The 17,975-nt window shown below is 63.4% G+C and carries 12 protein-coding genes and 1 other RNA gene; all 13 read right to left on the reverse strand.

The window, feature by feature from the left end:
• Positions 1-32: 32 nt before the first annotated feature.
• Positions 33-722, reverse strand: a complete 690-nt coding sequence (locus PSN43_RS02310) for a queuosine precursor transporter (RefSeq protein ID WP_272699102.1) — start codon at positions 720-722, stop codon at positions 33-35.
• A 377-nt stretch (positions 723-1,099) separates the two neighbouring features.
• On the reverse strand, positions 1,100-2,380 hold the full coding sequence (gene tyrS / locus PSN43_RS02315) for a tyrosine--tRNA ligase (RefSeq protein WP_272699204.1): 1,281 nt from the start codon (positions 2,378-2,380) through the stop codon (positions 1,100-1,102).
• A gap of 39 nt (positions 2,381-2,419) precedes the next feature.
• The gene (locus tag PSN43_RS02320) at positions 2,420-3,199 is read right to left on the reverse strand and encodes a TIGR00282 family metallophosphoesterase (RefSeq protein WP_272699103.1); all 780 of its coding nucleotides are present in this window, start codon (positions 3,197-3,199) and stop codon (positions 2,420-2,422) included.
• A gap of 61 nt (positions 3,200-3,260) precedes the next feature.
• Positions 3,261-4,148: a CheR family methyltransferase gene (locus PSN43_RS02325; protein ID WP_272699104.1), complete on the reverse strand. Its 888-nt coding sequence runs from the start codon at positions 4,146-4,148 to the stop codon at positions 3,261-3,263.
• Between the two features lie 151 nt (positions 4,149-4,299).
• Positions 4,300-5,856, reverse strand: a complete 1,557-nt coding sequence (rny, locus tag PSN43_RS02330) for a ribonuclease Y (RefSeq protein WP_272699105.1) — start codon at positions 5,854-5,856, stop codon at positions 4,300-4,302.
• Positions 5,857-6,048: 192 nt separating this feature from the next.
• Positions 6,049-6,232, reverse strand: a non-coding RNA gene (ssrS, locus tag PSN43_RS02335) — 6S RNA.
• Positions 6,233-6,261: 29 nt separating this feature from the next.
• On the reverse strand, positions 6,262-6,531 hold the full coding sequence (zapA, locus tag PSN43_RS02340; protein ID WP_272699106.1) for a cell division protein ZapA: 270 nt from the start codon (positions 6,529-6,531) through the stop codon (positions 6,262-6,264).
• A gap of 12 nt (positions 6,532-6,543) precedes the next feature.
• Complete coding sequence (locus tag PSN43_RS02345; RefSeq protein WP_272699107.1) at positions 6,544-6,720, reverse strand: hypothetical protein; 177 nt, start codon at positions 6,718-6,720, stop codon at positions 6,544-6,546.
• A 77-nt stretch (positions 6,721-6,797) separates the two neighbouring features.
• Complete coding sequence (gene glmU, locus PSN43_RS02350) at positions 6,798-8,174, reverse strand: bifunctional UDP-N-acetylglucosamine diphosphorylase/glucosamine-1-phosphate N-acetyltransferase GlmU (protein ID WP_272699108.1); 1,377 nt, start codon at positions 8,172-8,174, stop codon at positions 6,798-6,800.
• A gap of 142 nt (positions 8,175-8,316) precedes the next feature.
• A complete protein-coding gene (locus PSN43_RS02355) occupies positions 8,317-10,272 on the reverse strand; it encodes a peptide transporter (protein ID WP_272699109.1) in 1,956 nt (651 codons plus the stop codon).
• A gap of 25 nt (positions 10,273-10,297) precedes the next feature.
• A complete protein-coding gene (locus tag PSN43_RS02360; protein ID WP_272699110.1) occupies positions 10,298-11,068 on the reverse strand; it encodes a substrate-binding periplasmic protein in 771 nt (256 codons plus the stop codon).
• Between the two features lie 24 nt (positions 11,069-11,092).
• Positions 11,093-13,105, reverse strand: coding sequence for a DUF6785 family protein (locus tag PSN43_RS02365; RefSeq protein ID WP_272699111.1), 2,013 nt, complete (start codon positions 13,103-13,105; stop codon positions 11,093-11,095).
• Complete coding sequence (locus tag PSN43_RS02370) at positions 13,102-17,973, reverse strand: FtsX-like permease family protein (RefSeq protein ID WP_272699112.1); 4,872 nt, start codon at positions 17,971-17,973, stop codon at positions 13,102-13,104. Before PSN43_RS02370 ends, PSN43_RS02365 begins: the two co-directional genes overlap by 4 nt.
• Between the last annotated feature and the right edge of the window lie 2 nt (positions 17,974-17,975).

Genomic DNA, 17,975 nt, shown 5'->3' on the forward strand with positions numbered 1-17,975 from the left:
ATCCAGGGCCCGGCCTTTTTGTGTGAAGTCGGCTACGCGTTCTGCGGGGTGTGTTCCTTCTGGAACAGGTGTTTCGCCAGGTAGATGAACGGGGTGTCCATGGCGGCCACCACGACCTTGATGATGTAGGTGGAGAGCAGGATTTCCATGAACACGTTCATGGGGAAGACGCCCCAGAAGGCGATGAAACAGAATATGGCCGAGTCGAGGAGCTGGCTCAGCATGGTCGAGGCGTTGTTGCGCAGCCACAGGTATTTTTCGCCGGTGCGTTCCCGAATGGCGTGAAACGCCCATACGTCGTGCAGTTGGGAGACCAGATAGGCCGCCATGGAGGCCAGCGCCACGCGAGGCAGGAAGCCGAACAGGGCTTCGAGGTGCGGCTGGGCGAAGTCGTCCGCGGCGGGCTGGAAGTAGAGCGCGATCTGCATGTAGCCGACCATCATCACCAGGGTGACGAAGCCGAGCAACACGCCTTTGCGCGCTTCCTTCTTGCCGTAAAATTCGCTGAGCAGGTCCGTTGCCAGGAACACGCTGGCGTAGAGCACGTTGCCGAGCGTGGTGGTCAGCCCGAAGAGCTGGACGGTTTTCAGCACCTGGATGTTGCACAGGAGCAGGTTGAAGACCATGAGTCCGAACAATCCCACCCGGCCGAAGAGGCGGTACACCACCAGGACCATGCACAGGTCCACCAATGCAAACAGTATCCACAATGTTTCGTTCATGGCCGTGGATGTGCCTCTATTTCCGCGTCAGGTCAAGTTCCGCGTATTTCGGAGCCCCGTCCGGCCGCCTTCCCTCCGAGCCTTCATACGGGTCATAACGGCCATTTTCCGCGTTCTCCGCACCGGGCCCTGGGCGAAAATCCCTGAAAGGAAGGGCGGATGGACGCCGAGGACCGTCACCGAAAAAGCCTGCGCCGAAGGCGCATACAGGGGATGCAAGGGGGCGAGCCCTTGCCCGCCGGAGGCGAAATCCTCCGATTATTGCCGCGAAGCGGCTTTCACCTCCTGGTTCTTCTCAGGCGGCGGGCCGGCCCCTCCCACAAAAAAAAGAGGGCCGGTATTACCCGGCCCCCATTTATATTCGATATGCGGCGCGCCTAGTACTTCGTGACCAGGCCGTAGTTCTTCTTGCCCTTGCGGATGATGAGAAGCTCGCCGCCGATGAACTGCGAGTCGGCGATCTCGTCGCCGTCTTCGACGCGTTCGCCGTTGATGTAGATGCCCCCGCCGAGGATATCCTTGCGGGCCTGGCCCTTGGACGCGGCGAGACCGAGGTCCACGAGCATCTGGGGCAGGTCGGGAACGTCGCCGGATGCGTAGCGCACGGCGGGCGCGGATTCGAAGGCGGCGCGCAGGGTGCCCGGATCAATGGTCTTGATGTCGCCCTTGCCGAACAACGCCTCGGTGGCGGCCAGGACGCGCTCCAGCTCGTGCTTGCCGTGGATCATGGTGGTGACTTCCTCGGCCAGCCGTTTCTGGGCGGCGCGCAGGTGCGGAGCCTCCGCAGTCTGCTTTTCAAGCTCGGCGATTTCCTCGGGAGTGAGGAAGGTGAAGAGCTTGAGGAACTTGATGACGTCCGCGTCATCGGTGTTGATGAAGAACTGGTAGAAGGCGTAGGGCGTCGTCAGGTCGGCGTTCAGGTAGACGGCGTTGCCTTCGGACTTGCCGAACTTCTTGCCGGAGGCCGTGGTGATGAGCGGGAAGGTCAGGGCGAAAGCCTCGGCCTGCTCCCCGTCGGCGGCGTACCTGCGGCGGATGAATTCGCAGCCGGAAGTGATGTTGCCCCACTGGTCGCCGCCGCCGATCTGGAGGCGACAGCCGTAGTTCTTGTACAGGTGGTAGTAGTCGTAGGACTGGAGAATCATGTAGGAGAACTCGGTGTAGGAAATGCCGGTCTCCTCGCGGTCGATGCGGCCCTTGACCGATTCCTTCTGGAGCATCCAGTTGACCGTGAAATGCTTGCCCACGTCGCGCAGCAGCTCGATGCAGGTCATGTCCTTGGTCCAGTCGTAGTTGTTGACGATGCTCGGACGCTCACCGGTGTTGCGTTCGACGAAACGGCGGACCTGGTGCTTGATGAGCTCCAGGCGTTCGTCCAGCTTGTCGGCGTCGGACAGCTCCCGCTCCTTGTCCTTGCCGGAGGGGTCGCCGATGCGGCCGGTGGCCCCGCCCATGAGGTAGAGGGGGTTGTGGCCTGCCTTCTTCATGCGAACCAGGCAGAGCAGAGGGACGAGGTTGCCCACGTGCAGGCTTTCGGCGGTGGGATCGAAGCCGCAATACATGGTGGCTCCCGGCTTGGACAGATACTCGCGCACCTTGTCTTCGTCAGAAACCTGATTGATCAGCCCCCGCCATTTCAACTCGTCGTAGATGTTCACTTTCTTCCTCATTTATGTAGGTTTGACAATGTGATGCGGTCATCCGTTCCGTTGGAACGCAATCATGGACACCGCCTTGCCGGTGGTATCATCTATGTCAAAAATCGCGCCTTGTAAAACCCCTGGGCCAGTTGCCGCCTCAAGTTGCCTGGGCAGGCCGGTAAGGTATCGGTCAAGGATGATTTCCGGCTTCATTCCGAGGCAGGAATTCGCGGCTCCGCACATGCCCAGGTCGGTCAGGTATCCGGTGCCTCCGGCCAGTACCTTGGCGTCGTTGGTCTGGACATGGGTATGGGTGCCGACCACGGCCGAGACCTTGCCTTCGAGGAAATAGCCCATGGCGATCTTCTCTCCCGTCGCCTCGGCGTGGAAGTCCACGATCTGCACCGGGATGTCGGCCGGGAGGGCGTCGAGAACGGTCTCGGCGGCCGCGAACGGGCAGTCGATGGGCGGCATGAAGGTCCGGCCGATGAGGTTGATGACGGCCACCGGCGGGAAGCCTTCCTTGCGGAAGACGCGCACGCCGCTGCCGGGCAGGTGGTCCGGGTAGTTGTGGGGCCGGAGGATGCGCCCGTCCCCGTCGAGCATGGCGTAAAGGTCCTTGTATTTCCAGATATGGTTGCCGCCGGTGATGCCGTCCAGGCCCGCCTTGAGCAGTTCGGCGGCGTGCCTGGCCTTGAGGCCGTAGCCGCCGCTGGCGTTTTCGCCGTTGGCGAAGGCAATGTCGATGGATTCCTCGTCCTTTATGCGGGCCAGGTTTTGCATGACGGCCTTGCGGCCCGGAAGACCTACTATGTCGCCGAGAAAGAGAATGCGCATGACGCTCCTTGGGGTGATGCGATGGGGTTGCCGCCTGCGTGCAGCGAGGCGTATGCGGCGGTCACAGCCGCCGGAAGACAGTGGGGGCGACCTGCCGGAGAGGCAGGTTCATGCCGGACAGGCTTTCCGAGTGGCCGATGAAGAGATAGCCGCCTGTCTGGAGGTTGTTGCAGAATTTGTTGAAGAGGACTTCCTGGGTGGCCCGGTCGAAATAGATGACCACGTTGCGGCAGAAGATGATGTCCTGCCGGTCGCGCAGCCGGAAATCCTCCATGAAGTTGAGCCGCTGGAAGGAAACCTTGTTGCGCAGGATCGCGTCCATCTTGACCCGCAGCTTGTCCTTGGACTTGAGCATGTACTTCTTCTTGTACTGCATGGGCACGTCGGCGACCTTGTCCATGGGGTAGACGGCCTGCTTCGCCTCGGCGAGGATTTTCCCCGAGATGTCCGTGGCCAGGATGGTGAAGTCGAATCCGGGGTACTGGTCCGCCCATTCGTGGAGCACCATGCCCAGGGTGTACGGCTCCTCGCCGCTGGAGCAGCCCGCGGACCAGATGCGCAACGCCCCATGCTTCCCGACGTTTCGTTTCCACAACTCGGGCAGGACGATGCCGGTCATGATTTCCCAGTGCTTGGGCTCCCGGAAGAAATGCGTGGTGTTGGTGGTGACCGCGTCGATGAGGTGCGTGCGCTCCTGTTCGCGTCCCTCCGGCGAAAAGACGTAGTCGCAGTATTCCTTGTAGCCGGACAAGCCCAGTGCTCGCAGCCGTTTTTGGAACCTGGACTGGAGCAGGACCTTCTTGGAGGGCGGCATCTTGATGCCGAGTTCGGTCTGGATAAGCTCGCTGAACCGCGAGAATTCCGCGTCGCCCATCTCGGAACGCACGAGGTTCATGGACTTGTCCATGGCCTTTCTGAGCTTTTCGGGGACGGGTTCTGAATCGTTCATGGTTGTCTGGGCTCCCTTCGATGCCGGGTGGGGTCACGTAATCATAGGGGATCATCATGCTGGTGATCTATGATTATTTTTTCGAAGGCGCCGTCGGGGAAAAGAAAAACGCACCCGAAGGACATTCCTCCGGGTGCGTTGCCGAAAGCATTTACTTGGCGTAGCCCACGGCCCGCTTTTCGCGGATGACCGTGACCCGGATCTGGCCGGGGTAGGTCATGTTGTTCTCGATCTTTTCGGCGATGTCCTTACAGAGCACATAGGTGTTCTCGTCGCCGACCTTCTCGGAATCGACCATGACGCGGATTTCGCGGCCCGCCTGGATGGCGTAGGCCTTCTGCACGCCGTCGAACCCGGTGGCCAGGCCTTCGAGTTCTTCAAGGCGCTTGACGTAGTTCTCAAGCAGCTCCTTGCGCGCGCCGGGACGGGCGCCGGACAGGGAGTCGGCCGCCTGGACCAGGTTGGCCAGAATGGTCATGGGCGGGGTGTCCTCGTGGTGGGCGGCGATGGAGTGGATGATCTCCTTGGATTCGCCGTGCTTCTTGGCCAGGTCCGCGCCGATGATGGCGTGGGGGCCTTCCACCTCGTGGTCCACGGCCTTGCCTATGTCGTGCAGCAGTCCGGCGCGTTTGGCCTCCTTCTCGTTGAGGCCGAGCTCGGCGGCCATGACGCCGCACAGGAAGGCGACCTCCATGGAGTGCTGGAGCACGTTCTGGGAGAAGCTGGTGCGGTAGTGCAGCCTGCCCAGCAGGTTGATGAGCTCGGGATGGATGCCGTGCACGCCCACGTCGAAGGTGGCCTGCTCGCCGATCTCCTTGAGCTTGGTGTCCATTTCGCTTTCCACCTTGCGCACGATCTCTTCGATGCGGGCGGGGTGGATGCGGCCGTCGTGGATAAGCCGTTCAAGGGCCTGCTTGGCGACCTCGCGCTTCAGGGGGCTGAAGGCGGACAGGACAACGGTTTCAGGCGTGTCGTCGATAATCAGGTCCACGCCGGTGGCCGCTTCCAGAGCGCGGATGTTGCGCCCTTCGCGGCCGATAATGCGGCCCTTCATGTCCTCGGAGGGCAGGGTGACGGCGGTCACGGTCTGCTCGCCCGCGTAGTCGCCCGCATAGCGCTGCAAGGCCAGGGAGAGGATCTCCTTGGCCTTCTTGGAGGCGTTTTCCTTGGCCTCCATTTCGATATTGCGGATCATTTTGGCGGATTCGTGACGAGTGCGGGATTCGATTTCCTTGAGCAGGCTTTCCCGGGCTTCCTCCACGGTCAGGCCGGAAATCTCCTGGAGCTTTCGCTCGTGCTCGTCCGACTTCTGGGCCAGGTCCTCCTCGACTTCGCTCAGGTGCTTTTCCTGCTTGATGAGCTGCTTTTCCAGCTCGACCACCTGGGCTTCCTTGTCGGCGACCTTTTCCCGCTTGGCGTCAAGGCGCTCCTCCTTGGAATGGAGGCGCTTTTCCTCGTTCTTGAGCTGGTTCTCGCGGTCCTTGAACTCCCGCTCCAGCTCCTTTTTCTGGTTGAATATCTCATCCTGGGCCTGGAGACGCGACTCCTTCTTGAGGGCTTCGCTTTCCTTGCGGGCCTCCTCGACGATGCGTTCCGCAAGTCCCTTTGAATCGGAAATCTTTTTGTCGGAAATGTATTTGAAGAGTATGAACCCGGTCCCGAGACCGACGATCAATCCACCGCCGACCATGGCGATTTCGGCTATCATGTGGTTGCTCCTTGATTATGTTGACAGGCTATTCGTCTGGCGGCCTGTTTCCGCCGAATCCGGCTTGAAGAGCGCGCACGCGAAAACGCACTCTGCTTCGGAAGAGAAGAGAGGAGCGGGGTTTCGGATATGGCTGTAGGGTTTTATATCACCGCCCGAGAACGCCGGTCAGTGCCGGTCGGGCGGAGTTTAAAAATCCCCGGGAAGCCGTGTTGCCTGTATGTTTTGAACCTGGCATGTCCAGGTGGGCATGACTCGCGCGCCTTCAGGCTTCCCGGCCGGACCGGGCCTGCTCACCAGCACACTGGAGTCGTCGCCCTTTTTCAGAGCATTGGCTCAATAACACTCCGGGCAATCACGTACGCCCCAGGGTAATTCCTTGTTGCCGACCACGGGTCCGCCCAGTTATCGGTCCGGATCCGTCGAGGTCTTTTCCAAAATCTCTCCGATCTTCCCTTCCAGTCGCTTCAGTTTTTCTTCGGCGACCAGATAATCGTCCGCCAGGCTCAGGAGCAGATAGGTGAGCAGCTTTTCCTTGCTGATGTCACCGGCTCCGGCGACAAGCTCCTTGTGCTTGTTCTCGATGAACGCCTGCGCGGCCTCGATACGGACATTGTCCGCATCCGTCTTGAAGGATATCTCGAGTCCCATCAGGGTCAGCGTGTAGCGAGGCATCGTAACCCACTATCATTCGAGCTCGTTCTGAACTTTTTCGAGCAGCGCGTCGATACGGGATTCGATGTCGTTACGCAGACGCCTTTCGGCCTCGGCCTCCTCCTTCAAGCGCTGATTTTCTTCTTTCAGTTCCGCAATTTTATTCAATAAGACATTGAAACGCTCTTCAAGCTTGGCAACTAATTCCATATCTTCTATCTATGCTTTTTTCCGGTCCAAGGCAAGATTTCTTTCCACAGTTATTTTGAGGGTTTTCCACTGCATCACTAGTTTTTCTTCAGGCGCCTTTTCAGGTTGACCTGCTTGCCTCTGGCGATGCCTGCCTGATTGTCCGGCACGTCCTTGGTGATGGTGGACCCGGCCCCGATCAGGGCGTTTTCGCCCACGGTCACCGGGGCGACCAGGGCGGTGTTGGAGCCGATGAACGCCCCCGCGCCGATTTTGGTCGTGAATTTGTTTTTGCCGTCATAGTTGCAGGTGATGGTCCCCGCTCCGATGTTGGCTCCGGGACCGACCTCGGCGTCGCCCAGGTAGGTCAGGTGGCTGGCCTTGGACCCCTCGCCCAGAACGGCCTTTTTCATTTCCACGAAGTTGCCGACGCGCGCGTTCTTTTTGAGCACCGCGCCGGGCCGCAGCCGGGAGTAGGGGCCGACGGTCGCGCCTTCGCCCACCTCGGCTTTTTCGATGTGGTTGAATTCGCGGACCACGCAGCCCGGGGCGAAGACGGCGTCGGTGATGTGGTTGTATGAGCCGAGGCGCGCGCCCGCCGCCACCTTGGAGGCCCCGTAGATTTCGCAGTGGCCGAATATTTCGGCTCCGGGCTCTACTTCGGCCCTGGGGCCGATGATGACGGTGTCGGGGTTGTGGATAAGCACGCCCGCGTCGATGAGTTCGTTCACGATGCGGCTGCGCAGGGCGTTCTCGGCGACGATCAGTTCGCGCGGAGAGTTGATGCCCATGAGGGAAATGTCGTTGCCCGCCTGGACGCCGTCCACGGACAGCCCCTTTTCCACGGCCAGCCCGATCAGGTCGGTGATGTAGTATTCGCCGGATTTGTTCTTGTTTTCAAGCTGGTCGAGCAGCGGGCCGACGGTTTCGACCTTGAGCAGGTAGATGCCCGCGTTGACCTCGCCGGTGACCGGGCCGTGCACGGAAAAATCGTAGTCCTTGGCCTCGACGATGGCCGTGATCCGCCGTTCGGCGTCGCGGACCACCCTGCCGAAGGAGGCGGTGTCGCGGGGGGTGATGGTCATGAAGGCCAGGTCGCAGCAGCCCTGGGCGGCCATGAGCCGGTCCAGCGCCTCAACCGTCACCAGCGGGGTGTCGCCATTGATGACCAGGCAGTGGGTGGCCCCGGAGCGCTTCACGGCTTCCCAGGCCACCTGGAGGGCGTGGCCGGTGCCGAGCTGTTCCGTCTGCGTGACGAACCTGTCCGCCATGTCCGGGAAGGCCGCGGCCACGTTGTCGGCGTCGTGCCCGACCACGGTCAGGACGTTTCCCTTCACGATCGGCGCAAGGGCCTCATACACGTAGAAGAGCATGGGCTCGTTCAGCAGGGTTTGCAGGACCTTGGCCTTGGGAGAGCGCATTCGCGTTCCCTTGCCTGCGGCCAGCACCAGGGCGGTCGTCTTGTATTCGGGCATTCCGTTCTCCGTATGTGGTTCCTTGTACCGTTACGCCGGGCACAAATTACCCGCTCGCAGGGGAAAGAACAAGGCCCGTTTGCAAAATGCGGGCAGGTTTCCGGACGTGGCGGGCCATGACGCGCGCGTTCGGAGCGGGTTCCTAGTACGCCAGCCTTCCGAGCGACTTCATGATGAGGGTGCAGCCCATGGCGAACATGCCGGTCAGGCCCATGCCGCAGGAGAAGCCCGCCAGCAGGACCGGGGCGTAATGCCGCCAGCGCGCGCCGTATTTTTTCAGGAAGTAGAAGCGGCCCAGGAGCGCGCCGACCACTTCCAGGATCATGCCGTGCGGCGTGGACTGGCCCAGTCCGCGGACCACGCCGTAGACCAGAAGCACGGGCAGGCCGAGGACGTTGAGCACCGAATAGAGGATCAGGCCGAGCCCCAGGCCGGACAGGACCACCGGGCCGGACAGCGCCTCGAAGAAGAGGGAGTTGCCGTCGAGGGTGGAGGTCTGCATGAGCAGGGTGTTCAGGGCCTGGAGGTGCCACAGCTCCTGCGCGAAGGGGTATTCCGGCGAGGGAATGGGCGCGAGCTGCCAGAGGAATTGCGAGAAGAGCAGCGAGGAGACCATGACGATGGGGAAGACCAGAATTTCGGCCTTGATGATCCCGCGCAGGCTGGTTCCCGTCAACTCGATCTGCCGGAACTGGACCGTGGCCTCCCCGTAGTTGTGGAACGGGATGGGCGCGTACCATATCTCCAGCCCGTGATAGCCGAAGAATTTGGCCCCGGCGATGAACGAGAACTCGCGGACCATGGGCAGGGCGATGAACTGTCCGGCGACGCCCTCCATGCGCGCGGAGATGTAGGAAATGACCGGGGTGTACACGAAGCCGTAGAGGACGAAGAAAATCCAGGGAAAGCTCGGCACCAGCCACAGGCAGAAGGCGATGTAGCACAGGGTGGAAAAGACGTAGATGCCGATGGACACCCAGAAGTTGATGTCGCCGCGTCCTTCGGGCGGGTTGAACAGGGCCGAGAAGTCCAGGCCGCCGCTCGCGCTGCGGAACGATTTGACGACGTAGTATACGCCCACCGCGCCGATGGCCAGGCCCAGGCCTATGCCGAAGCTCATGTAGAAGTCGAAGTTGTTGGCGAAGACCGTTTCCACGGTGGCCATGCCCGGATGCCAGCGGTGCAGGATGCCGTGGGCGTAGAGGATCGGGTTGGCCGCGATGGTCACGACGAGCCCGAGCAGGCCTCCGATGACCGCCCAGAAAGGCAGGACCATGCCGATGAAGACCAGCCCCAGGTCGAATTGCAGTCCCGTGGCCACGGCGGGCAAAACGTCCTCGGTGTGCCGGGTCAGCTCGATCCACGGTATGGGGATGAGCCGGATGGGTTCGGTGAAGAGCAGCCCGGACAGGGCGGGCAGGAGCACGTAGAAGAAACCGAAGGCGAGTCCTATGACCCCGCCGATGGAGAAGACCCGCCACTTCCAGCCGGTCTTCTTGTCTTCGGTGGATTCGGCCAGGGCCATAGTGCCCAGCGCGCCCACCGGGGCCATGGGGAACGGCAGCTTCTCAACGTCCGAGGTGATGCGGTACAGGGAATAGCCCAGCCCGAAATGGTCGATGCGCTGGACCAGTTGCGCGCCGACGAGCAGCAGGATGGGCACGAGCCAGTCGCGGTGCAGGAAGGTTCGCTCCAGGTATGAGCCGGAACCCATGGCCGGCGCGACCCAGTGGGGGATGAACTCGGTCAGGCCGAGCATCCGCGCCGCGTCGGACTGGACCAGGTACTGGTTCCACAATAGCCCCTGGAACGGCGAAGCCAGCGCCGCGCCCGCCATGTAGTAAAGCAGGAATATCTCCTGCTCCTTCAAATGGGTGTAGGAACGTTTGGCGATTTCGGCGAAGAGGATGATGGTCACCCAGCGGGCGGCCGGGCCGATGCCCTGGCCGATGACCAGTTGCAGGTACATGGAGCCGGGCATCATCAGGAAGCCGATGAAAACGGCTCCCACCACGGTCTTCCAGTCGAACCCCTCCTCGAATTTCTCGGGCGGCTTGAGCAGGTCCCGGTATTCCTTCAATTCCTTGTCGTCGTACATATGCTTCGCTCCTGCGGACCGGGGGCTACCTGTACCGGTCGAGGACGGCTTCGAGGCTGCCGTCCGCCTTCATTTCCCTGAGACGGAGGTTGAATTGTTCGATAACCGGTTCCCATCCCCGGTTCTTGGGAAATACGAAACGGATGGAGGCGGTTCCGGCCGGGGTGGGGTCCACGCGGAACTGTCGGGAGTCGATATCTTCCCGGTGGTGAAACATCCAGTGTATTTCCGTGCGGTTGACGATGGCGGCATCCGCCCTGCCCAACCTGAGAAGCTCCAGCATGACGTCGGGTGAGGTGGCGTCGAGCCGCGTTATGCCGCCCGGCCCGAAGTGCGCTTGCAGGGCCGGGTAGAAAAATCCCTTGATGCACGCCACGGTCGTGCCGTGAAGCGTCTCGGGGCTGAGGTACTGAATCGAGCACCCCGCGCGGTAGACGAGTACGTCCTCGTTGGGCATGAACGGGTCGGTCCAGAGGAATCTGTCCGGCTCGTCCTTCCATTCCCTGGCCGAGGCGTAGACGTCCACACCGCCGTGTTCGAGCATGTCCCAGCCCCGCTTGTCGGGCAACTGCTTGAAGGAAAGGGCGTATCCCAGCGGTTCGGCCACGGCCTTCAGCACGTCAGGCAGGATGCCCCTGTCCGGCGCGCCCGGGCCGCCGATGTAGTAGGGCGGCACGTCGGCGTGGGCGATGAACATGACGAGGGCGTTCTTCGGGGGGGAAGCCGCAAAGGCGCGTTGCGCATGGCCCGGGGCGGCCGCGAACAGCAGGAGGAGGGGGAGCGGCAATATCTTCATGAACGCCTTCATGGACATCCTCGGTTACAGGGGAAAGACGCTGTACGCCTGGTTGGAGAACATGCCGATGACGGCGTAGACGCCGCCCATGAGAAAATCGCCGAGAATCAGGCCGATGAACAGGAATCGGACCTTGTTGTAGAGCCGGGTGCCGCCGTAGTGCAGGACCAGGTGGTTGCACAGCCAGCCCAGGAAGAACGGATACCACAGGATTTTCATGCCTGCCGAATAGGCTGCCAGGTAGCCCAGCGGGTGCAGGGGCCACCAGGGCAGCTTGTAGTAGCAGTAGATGAGCACGAACATGACCAGCGCGCCGAAGCCCGCGTAGGTTATCAGCCATTGGTTGGGGCCTGCGGGCTGGTCCACCAGCCGTTGGGCGTTTTCGTAGTTGGCCAGCACGGTCTGGGTGGCCCAGTCCAGGCGCAGTTCGCGCAGGCCGTAGCGGTGGCCGAGATAGAGCATGGTGGCGAAGGCCGCGGCCAGGGCCAGAACCAGGGAGACGCCGATGGCCGCGAGGAGCAGCCTGCGGCGGGCCGGGGCGGCCGATTCGCGTATCTTGGACCCGTGGAACAGCGTCGGAGCCACGGATTCCCGTACGTCCAGGAAGAGGACCTTCTGCATGACAGCGGTTGCGGCCACGCCCGCCGAGCCGAAGACGCCTGTGCCGAACAGGCCGATGATCCCGTCGGACGGAGCGGCCGTCAGGGTGAAGTAGGGCAGGCCGCCCTGGCAGACGAGTCGGCTGACCACGAGCGTGACCAGCAGGAAGGCCAGGGGCAGGAGCACCGCGCCGGTCCAGGGCAGGCCGAAAAAGCGGCACCAGGCGACGAGGAACGCCATGCCGAGAAAGAGTCCCGCGAGCGGCCATGCGGGCGGGCCCCATTCGCGGGGCGGCGATTCGAAGCCCGGGGCGTGCAGGGCCTTGCCGCCTTTGCAGGCGGGCCGCATGAAACAGGCGGCCGTTTCCTTCAGGTGGTGGCGGGAGAGCCAGAGAAGGAAGAGGAAAAACACGGCGTAGGAGCCGATGGTCTGCGCTCCCTCGGGGCGGGCCAGGTCCGGGCCGAGGGTGGTCCCGAGCGCGGCTTCGGGCAACTGCCAGCCGAGCACGTAGAGCAGGCCGAAGAGGAGACCGGCCGCGAGGTGGAAGAACCACATGGAGAAGGAAATCTGCCGGGTGGTCAGGAAGGCGAAGCCCACGAAGGCCGGGATGAAATAGAGCTTCAGTTTGTAGAACCCGGAGAAGAGGCCGAATTTCGGGAAGTAGGTTCCGGCCAGGACCAGGGTCGGCAGCTCGGGCACGGACGGATAGTAGAAGTGCAGCCCGTTGAGCAGGTGCAGCGACCCGGCAAAGGTCAGCCCGATGAGCAGGAACCGGTTCGTCCACCATGAGGACAACTGCCGCTGGTCCAGGGCCTCGCCCATGAGCTGGGGGACGCGCAGCAGGGGAAAGTTGACCCGTTCGTTGACCACCCACTGGCGTCCGAACAGGGCCGTCAGGCAGATCATGACGAAGTACGCGCCCAGGATGAACAGGGACCAGACGAGGAGCGGGGGCAGCCAGACGCCCCACGGGATGGCGGACATGACCTCGATGACGGACATGTCCCGGCCGCCCTTGAGCCCCTGGAAGAGCTGGCGCACGGCCTCGGCTGAGTGGGGGAACCAGGATTCGGGCAGGAGCGGCCCCAGCACTTCGGTCCAGCGGTAGGCGTCCCTGGCGTAGCGTCCGGGCGCGGTGATATCGACGAGAAAGGTCTCGGACAGCCCCGCGTAGCCGATGGCCGTGAACAGGGTCATCATCAGCCAGACCGTCAGGAGCTCCACCCCGGAGAAATAGGGCGGCCTGCCGGTCAGCCGGGCGACGGCCGCGTCGATGACGAACATCCAGGCCAGGATGAAGAAGGGGGCCAGGGGGAAGTGTCCGCCGCCCAGCGGGACGCCGCCGAGCACCGCGTTGTTGTAGGGGGTGTAGACGCACAGGATCAGTCCGAGGACGAGCCCGGTCGCCAGTGCGCGCAGCCTCAGTCGTCCGTTCATGCCTCGGCCTCCTTCGGCTGTTCCCGCTCGAACCGCCGCCGCTCGGCGTTCAGGTCGTCGGCGTAGTGGACCACGGCGTCGTTGTCCAGGGACCGCCAGGCCAGCAGTTGCTTGCGCAGGTCGTTGATGAAATTGCGGTTGAGGTTTTCCCAGGCCGTGAGCTCGCCCGCCTCGCGGTCGATGAGGACCTTTATCTGCCGGAAGCCGCCGTATATTTCGGAGGGGCAGAAGATCAGCTTCACTTTCTGGCGCACGCCGAAGTCGAAGGGCGCCAGCCAGACGCGCAGGTCCATGGAGAAGCACAGGTCGTCGGACAGGGGGATGTCGGGCTCCGGAGCACCCTGTTCGTCCAGGTCGAGGAAATTGCAGCGCATGTCGTCCGTGCAGAACATGCCGTGGGAAATGTCGTGGTGAGCCAGGTAGTACTGGCGCAGGAAGCCGCCCGCCGAGGACATTTCGGACATCTTGATGAGGAAGGGCAGGATGACGGTCAGCCTGTCGCCTTCGGCCTCGGGCATGGTCCAGGATTTGTTCACGTCCGGGATGGCGATGTTGGCCGCCACGCGGGCTGGGTAGATGGCCGAGATCAGGACCACGCCGATGACCAGGATCATGGCGGCCACGCCTGCCGTGGAAGAATAGTTGGCGGTCATGCCCGCCCACAGCGGGGTCCCGGCCAGGAACGCGCTGGAGGTCTGGGCCAGGATGTAGCCCACCACCACGGAAATGACCGCGAAGGCCAGCGACTCGGCGATGAACAGGAAGGCCACGTGGGGCGGGGCCAGCCCGACCGAGGTGTAGACCGCGATCTCGGGGCGGCGTTCGTAGACGGAGCCGATCATGGTGTTGAGCACGATGAGTATGGAGATGCCCAGCGGAATCAGGATGTTGGCCATTCCCGAGTAGTTGACCGCGTCCGAGGCGTAGTAGAGGGAGGTCCCCTCCGGGCCGCCCTTGAACAAGAGCAGGCCGAAGCGGTCGCCCAGGTCGTCGCCCACGCGATGCCCGATGTCCGGGCGCACGGCAATGCCCTTGAGGCGGCCCGCCGACAGGGCCAGCAGTTCCTCGGCCGGGACGATGACGGTCTCGAAGCCGGGGATGTGCTGGTAGCGGGATTCGGTCGTCATGACGTCCTCGCCGCTTTCGATGGCTTCCGCCTCGACCTCGGAGAGCTGGGTGGCCGCCTGGTTGGGAAAGACGATGGGGGTGATGGGCTCGCCGTCCAGGTCGGGATTGTCGCGGAGGCCGTCGTCGCTGAACACGCCCACCAGGGTCAGGGGCAGCCCCCAGAGAACGACCTTGTTGCGCGTGGGATCGTCCGGGTCGGCTCCGATCCGTTCGGCCATGCGCTCGGGCAGCATGACCGCCTGCCGTTCGCCTTCTCGGAACCAGCGTCCCTTGACCAGGATGCGGTCGAGTCCGCTGACCCGCGGTTCGAGCCAGGAAAGGCCGACCAGGCCGCGTCCCTGCGCCTCCTTCCCGTCGCGGACTACCGGGATGAGCGGGGCGCGGGATTTGTCGGAGGTGAAGCCGGTGTCGTACCAGACGCGCGGGGCCACGGTCCCCGAGCCGGAAAAGGCGTTGCGGACGACGGACAGGGCCTCCACGGGGATGTCCTGCCAGTTGAGGTACTTGCCCATGAGCCCCTCGTAGGAGGCGTGATCGTTGAATTTCGCCCACCCGGCCTGCCGCACCGATTTGACCGTGGTGAAGTTCATGATGGTGAAGGTCAGGATGACCAGGGTGGCGAAGGTCAGGAAGGTGCGCACGGGCCGCCGCTTCAGGTTGCCCACCCCAAGGACGAAGGCGGCGCCGAAGGCCGCCATGGGGCTGATGCCGGTCAGTTTGACGTGGGAGGACCGTTTTTGCAGTTCCACCATCTCCCGCTCGAAGCGGAAGAAGATAATCAGCGAGACGAGCAGCGACAGGGCCAGGATGAAGAAAGCCAGGATGACCACCAGCGGCGAATAGGTCAGTTGGAAGGCCGGGTGCACCAGATAGATGACCCCGATGATGAGGAACAGGAAGCCCAGGAAGGCGCTGATCCGTTTCTTGATGTCCACGAAGGAGAAGAAGAGCCGTTCCATGCAGTAGGCGAAGGGCACGAACAGGGCCACATAGAAGAGCACTCCGAAAAGCACGTCGCGCTGGGTCTTGTCCACGTCGTTGTATACCCGGCTCGCCTTGGACAGGGAGGCGCGGGACGCCTCGACGAACTTGTCCCACTGCTTGGCCTCGCGGAAAGCCGTGGCCTCCGCCAACTGCTCGTCTCCCTGCTTGCGCAGCAGCCGGATGCGGTCGTTGACGATGCCCTTTTCCTCCAGGTTGTCGATGCGCGGGGCGAGCAGGGTCCACATGTCCCGGGCGGCCCGGAATTCCGTCAGGGGGATGACCGGCCACCGCCGGGCCACATAGCCCAGTCCCTCTGGATGTTCCGGATTCGAATTGAGGAGCAGGACCTTCTTGTCCAGGACCGTGTCGGACAGGGTCAGCTTGACCGGGGTGTCCGGCTCCAGGAAAAGGGTGCCGAGCGTGGACAGGCGGGTGTCCAGGCGGCTGTACCAGTAGCTTACGGGCGGAGCCTCGGAGCGGCCGTCGATGAGGGTGGGCCGGTACAGGTACTTGAAGGTCCTCGGCTCGAACATGTCGAACAGGGTGGTCTGCGTGCAGGCGAAGAGGACCAGGTCCGTGGCCTGCACGGGGCGGGAGAGCTTGAGCCGGTATGCGTCCTTGCCGGTTTTCGGCTTGTCGATGGCCCAATCGGCCAGCCCGGTCTCCTCGTTGAATTTGAAGGCTTCGATGACCGCCTTGTGGTAGCTGACCGTCTTGCCTGCCAGGCCGGGGATACGGAAGTCTCCCTGGGTGTCGACCATGCCGTAATCGCGCGTCTGCCACTGGAAGGCCAGGACGACCATGCCCGTGGCTGGCCTGTCCGGGAAGATTTCGCCCTTGCGGAGAAGGTTGGCGCGGCCTTCCACGGTCACGAAGTTGTTCTTTTCCCGTTTGCCCGCGTCGGTCACGGGTTCGTTGGCCAGGGCCGTGACCAGGGTCGCGACCAGTCGGGACTGCTTCGCCAGGAACTCGAAATTCACGCGCCCGGGCCGGTCGTAGGGGGTGCCCCAGGCGGGGCGCACGTCGTGGACGGTGGCCAGGGTGAAACCGGGCAGTCCGGCCAGGGCCATGGGCTCGCCGCCCAGCTCGGGGCGGTCGGGAAGGTAGCTCTGCCAGGCGCGTTTGCCGGGGCGCAGGGTGTCGCGGAACAGCCGGGCGGTGTCGGGATCGCTGTTTTTCAGCCGCTCCACCGCGCCCTTCATGACCGTGTCCAGGGGACGGAAGAAGCCGGTCCGGTTGACGTCGGGCTTGAGGTCGATGAGCCACCCCTGGTCGAAGCCGCCCACCCCGTCGCCGTGGGTGGAGAGGTACAGGGATATGTGGGCCGCGATGCTCGTTTCGCCCAGGGCATCGCGCACGGCCCGGGCCGAGGCGATGTCCTCCAGTTGGCCTGTCGCGTCCGCGAGCACGGCGGCCTGATGCGTTTCGGCGGGCAGGATGAATCGTTGCAGGGCCGTCCGCTCGTCGTCGGGCAGCTTGTAGTCGGCCACGGTGGAGCCGACCCAGGTCAGCCGCTTCAGGCGGATGCGCTCGTCGGCCAGGGTCTGGATGCGCGTCTGGTCGGCGGTTTCGTCCCCGTTCAGCAGCCGTAGCCGCATGAGTTCGCCGGTGATGTCGTCCTCGCGGTTGCGGACCACGGCCTTGAGCGCTTTCTTGAGCAGGGTCGCGTCACTGGGGGCGGCGAGGCCGTTCGGGGACAGGGGAGCCGGAGAGCGGAGAAGATCCAGGGTGCGCCGGGTGTCCGCCACGAGACCCTGTAGCCGGTCGCGCCGTCCCTTGAGGTCCTTGCCCCTGGACACCAGGGCCCAGGTGAATTCGCGCATTCCCGCCTGCGCCGATGATTTGCCCGCCGTGGCCAGGAAGAGCACCGATCGTTTGGGCGGATGCGCGGCCAGGGTCTCGGCCAGGTCCATGAGGACGGCTATGGATGCGCCTTCGTCCGCGCCGGGCGAGTGCCCCTCCACCAGCGCGGTGGAGTCGTAGAACGCTTCAAGGATGACGGTCTGTGCGGAAAGCTCGGGGTCTGAGCCGGGGATGCGGCAGTAGACGTTCTCCAGCCGTTCGTTGCGCCACTTGCCCTTGGAGGTCAGTCCGACTTCGCCCAGAGCCTTCGGCCCTTTCGAGACGAGGCCTTTGCCGAACAGGGCTTCGGCCCGTTCGCGGGATATCCAGAAGATGGGGAAGTCCACCGGGGTGAGTTCGAACTTGGCCTCGAAGCCCGGCCTGGGATTCGGGCCGCCGTCGCCGCCCACGCCCACGAAGATCAGGGCGCGCGCGCCGAGCATGGCCGCGTTGTTCCAGTTCTTGCCCGAGTCCATGTCCATGAGGACCACGGCCCCTTCGACCGACAGCCCGTTGAAGTCGGCGACGCGTCCGTTGCCGACATAGATGAGCGGTCCGTCGACGCCGGGCGGGGTCAGGGCGCCGGGAGACAGGGCGTTGGCCCGCAGTTGGCGCAGGGGCTCCACATGGCCGCTGGCCGCGATTTTCAGGGCGGCTCCCTCCTGAACCTGCACGGGCAGATGGAAGCTTTGGCGGCCGAAGGTCCCGTTCGGGAAGAGGCGTTTCAACTCGGCTTCGACCATGTCGGCCGCTTCGGCGCAGCCGGGGCTGCCGGGCGAGCGGTCTTCGATCGCGCTCAGCCTGCGCAGAAGCGCCGCGCCGTCGGCCCGCGCGGAAGGCGCGAAGGCCGCGCCCAGGACGAACGCCGCGGCCAAGGCGAGAAGAATGTGAAGATGCGGTCCGCGCCGGATCATGG

Source organism: Desulfovibrio sp. Fe33, assembly GCF_028532725.1.
Taxonomy (GTDB): Bacteria; Desulfobacterota; Desulfovibrionia; order Desulfovibrionales; family Desulfovibrionaceae; genus Pseudodesulfovibrio.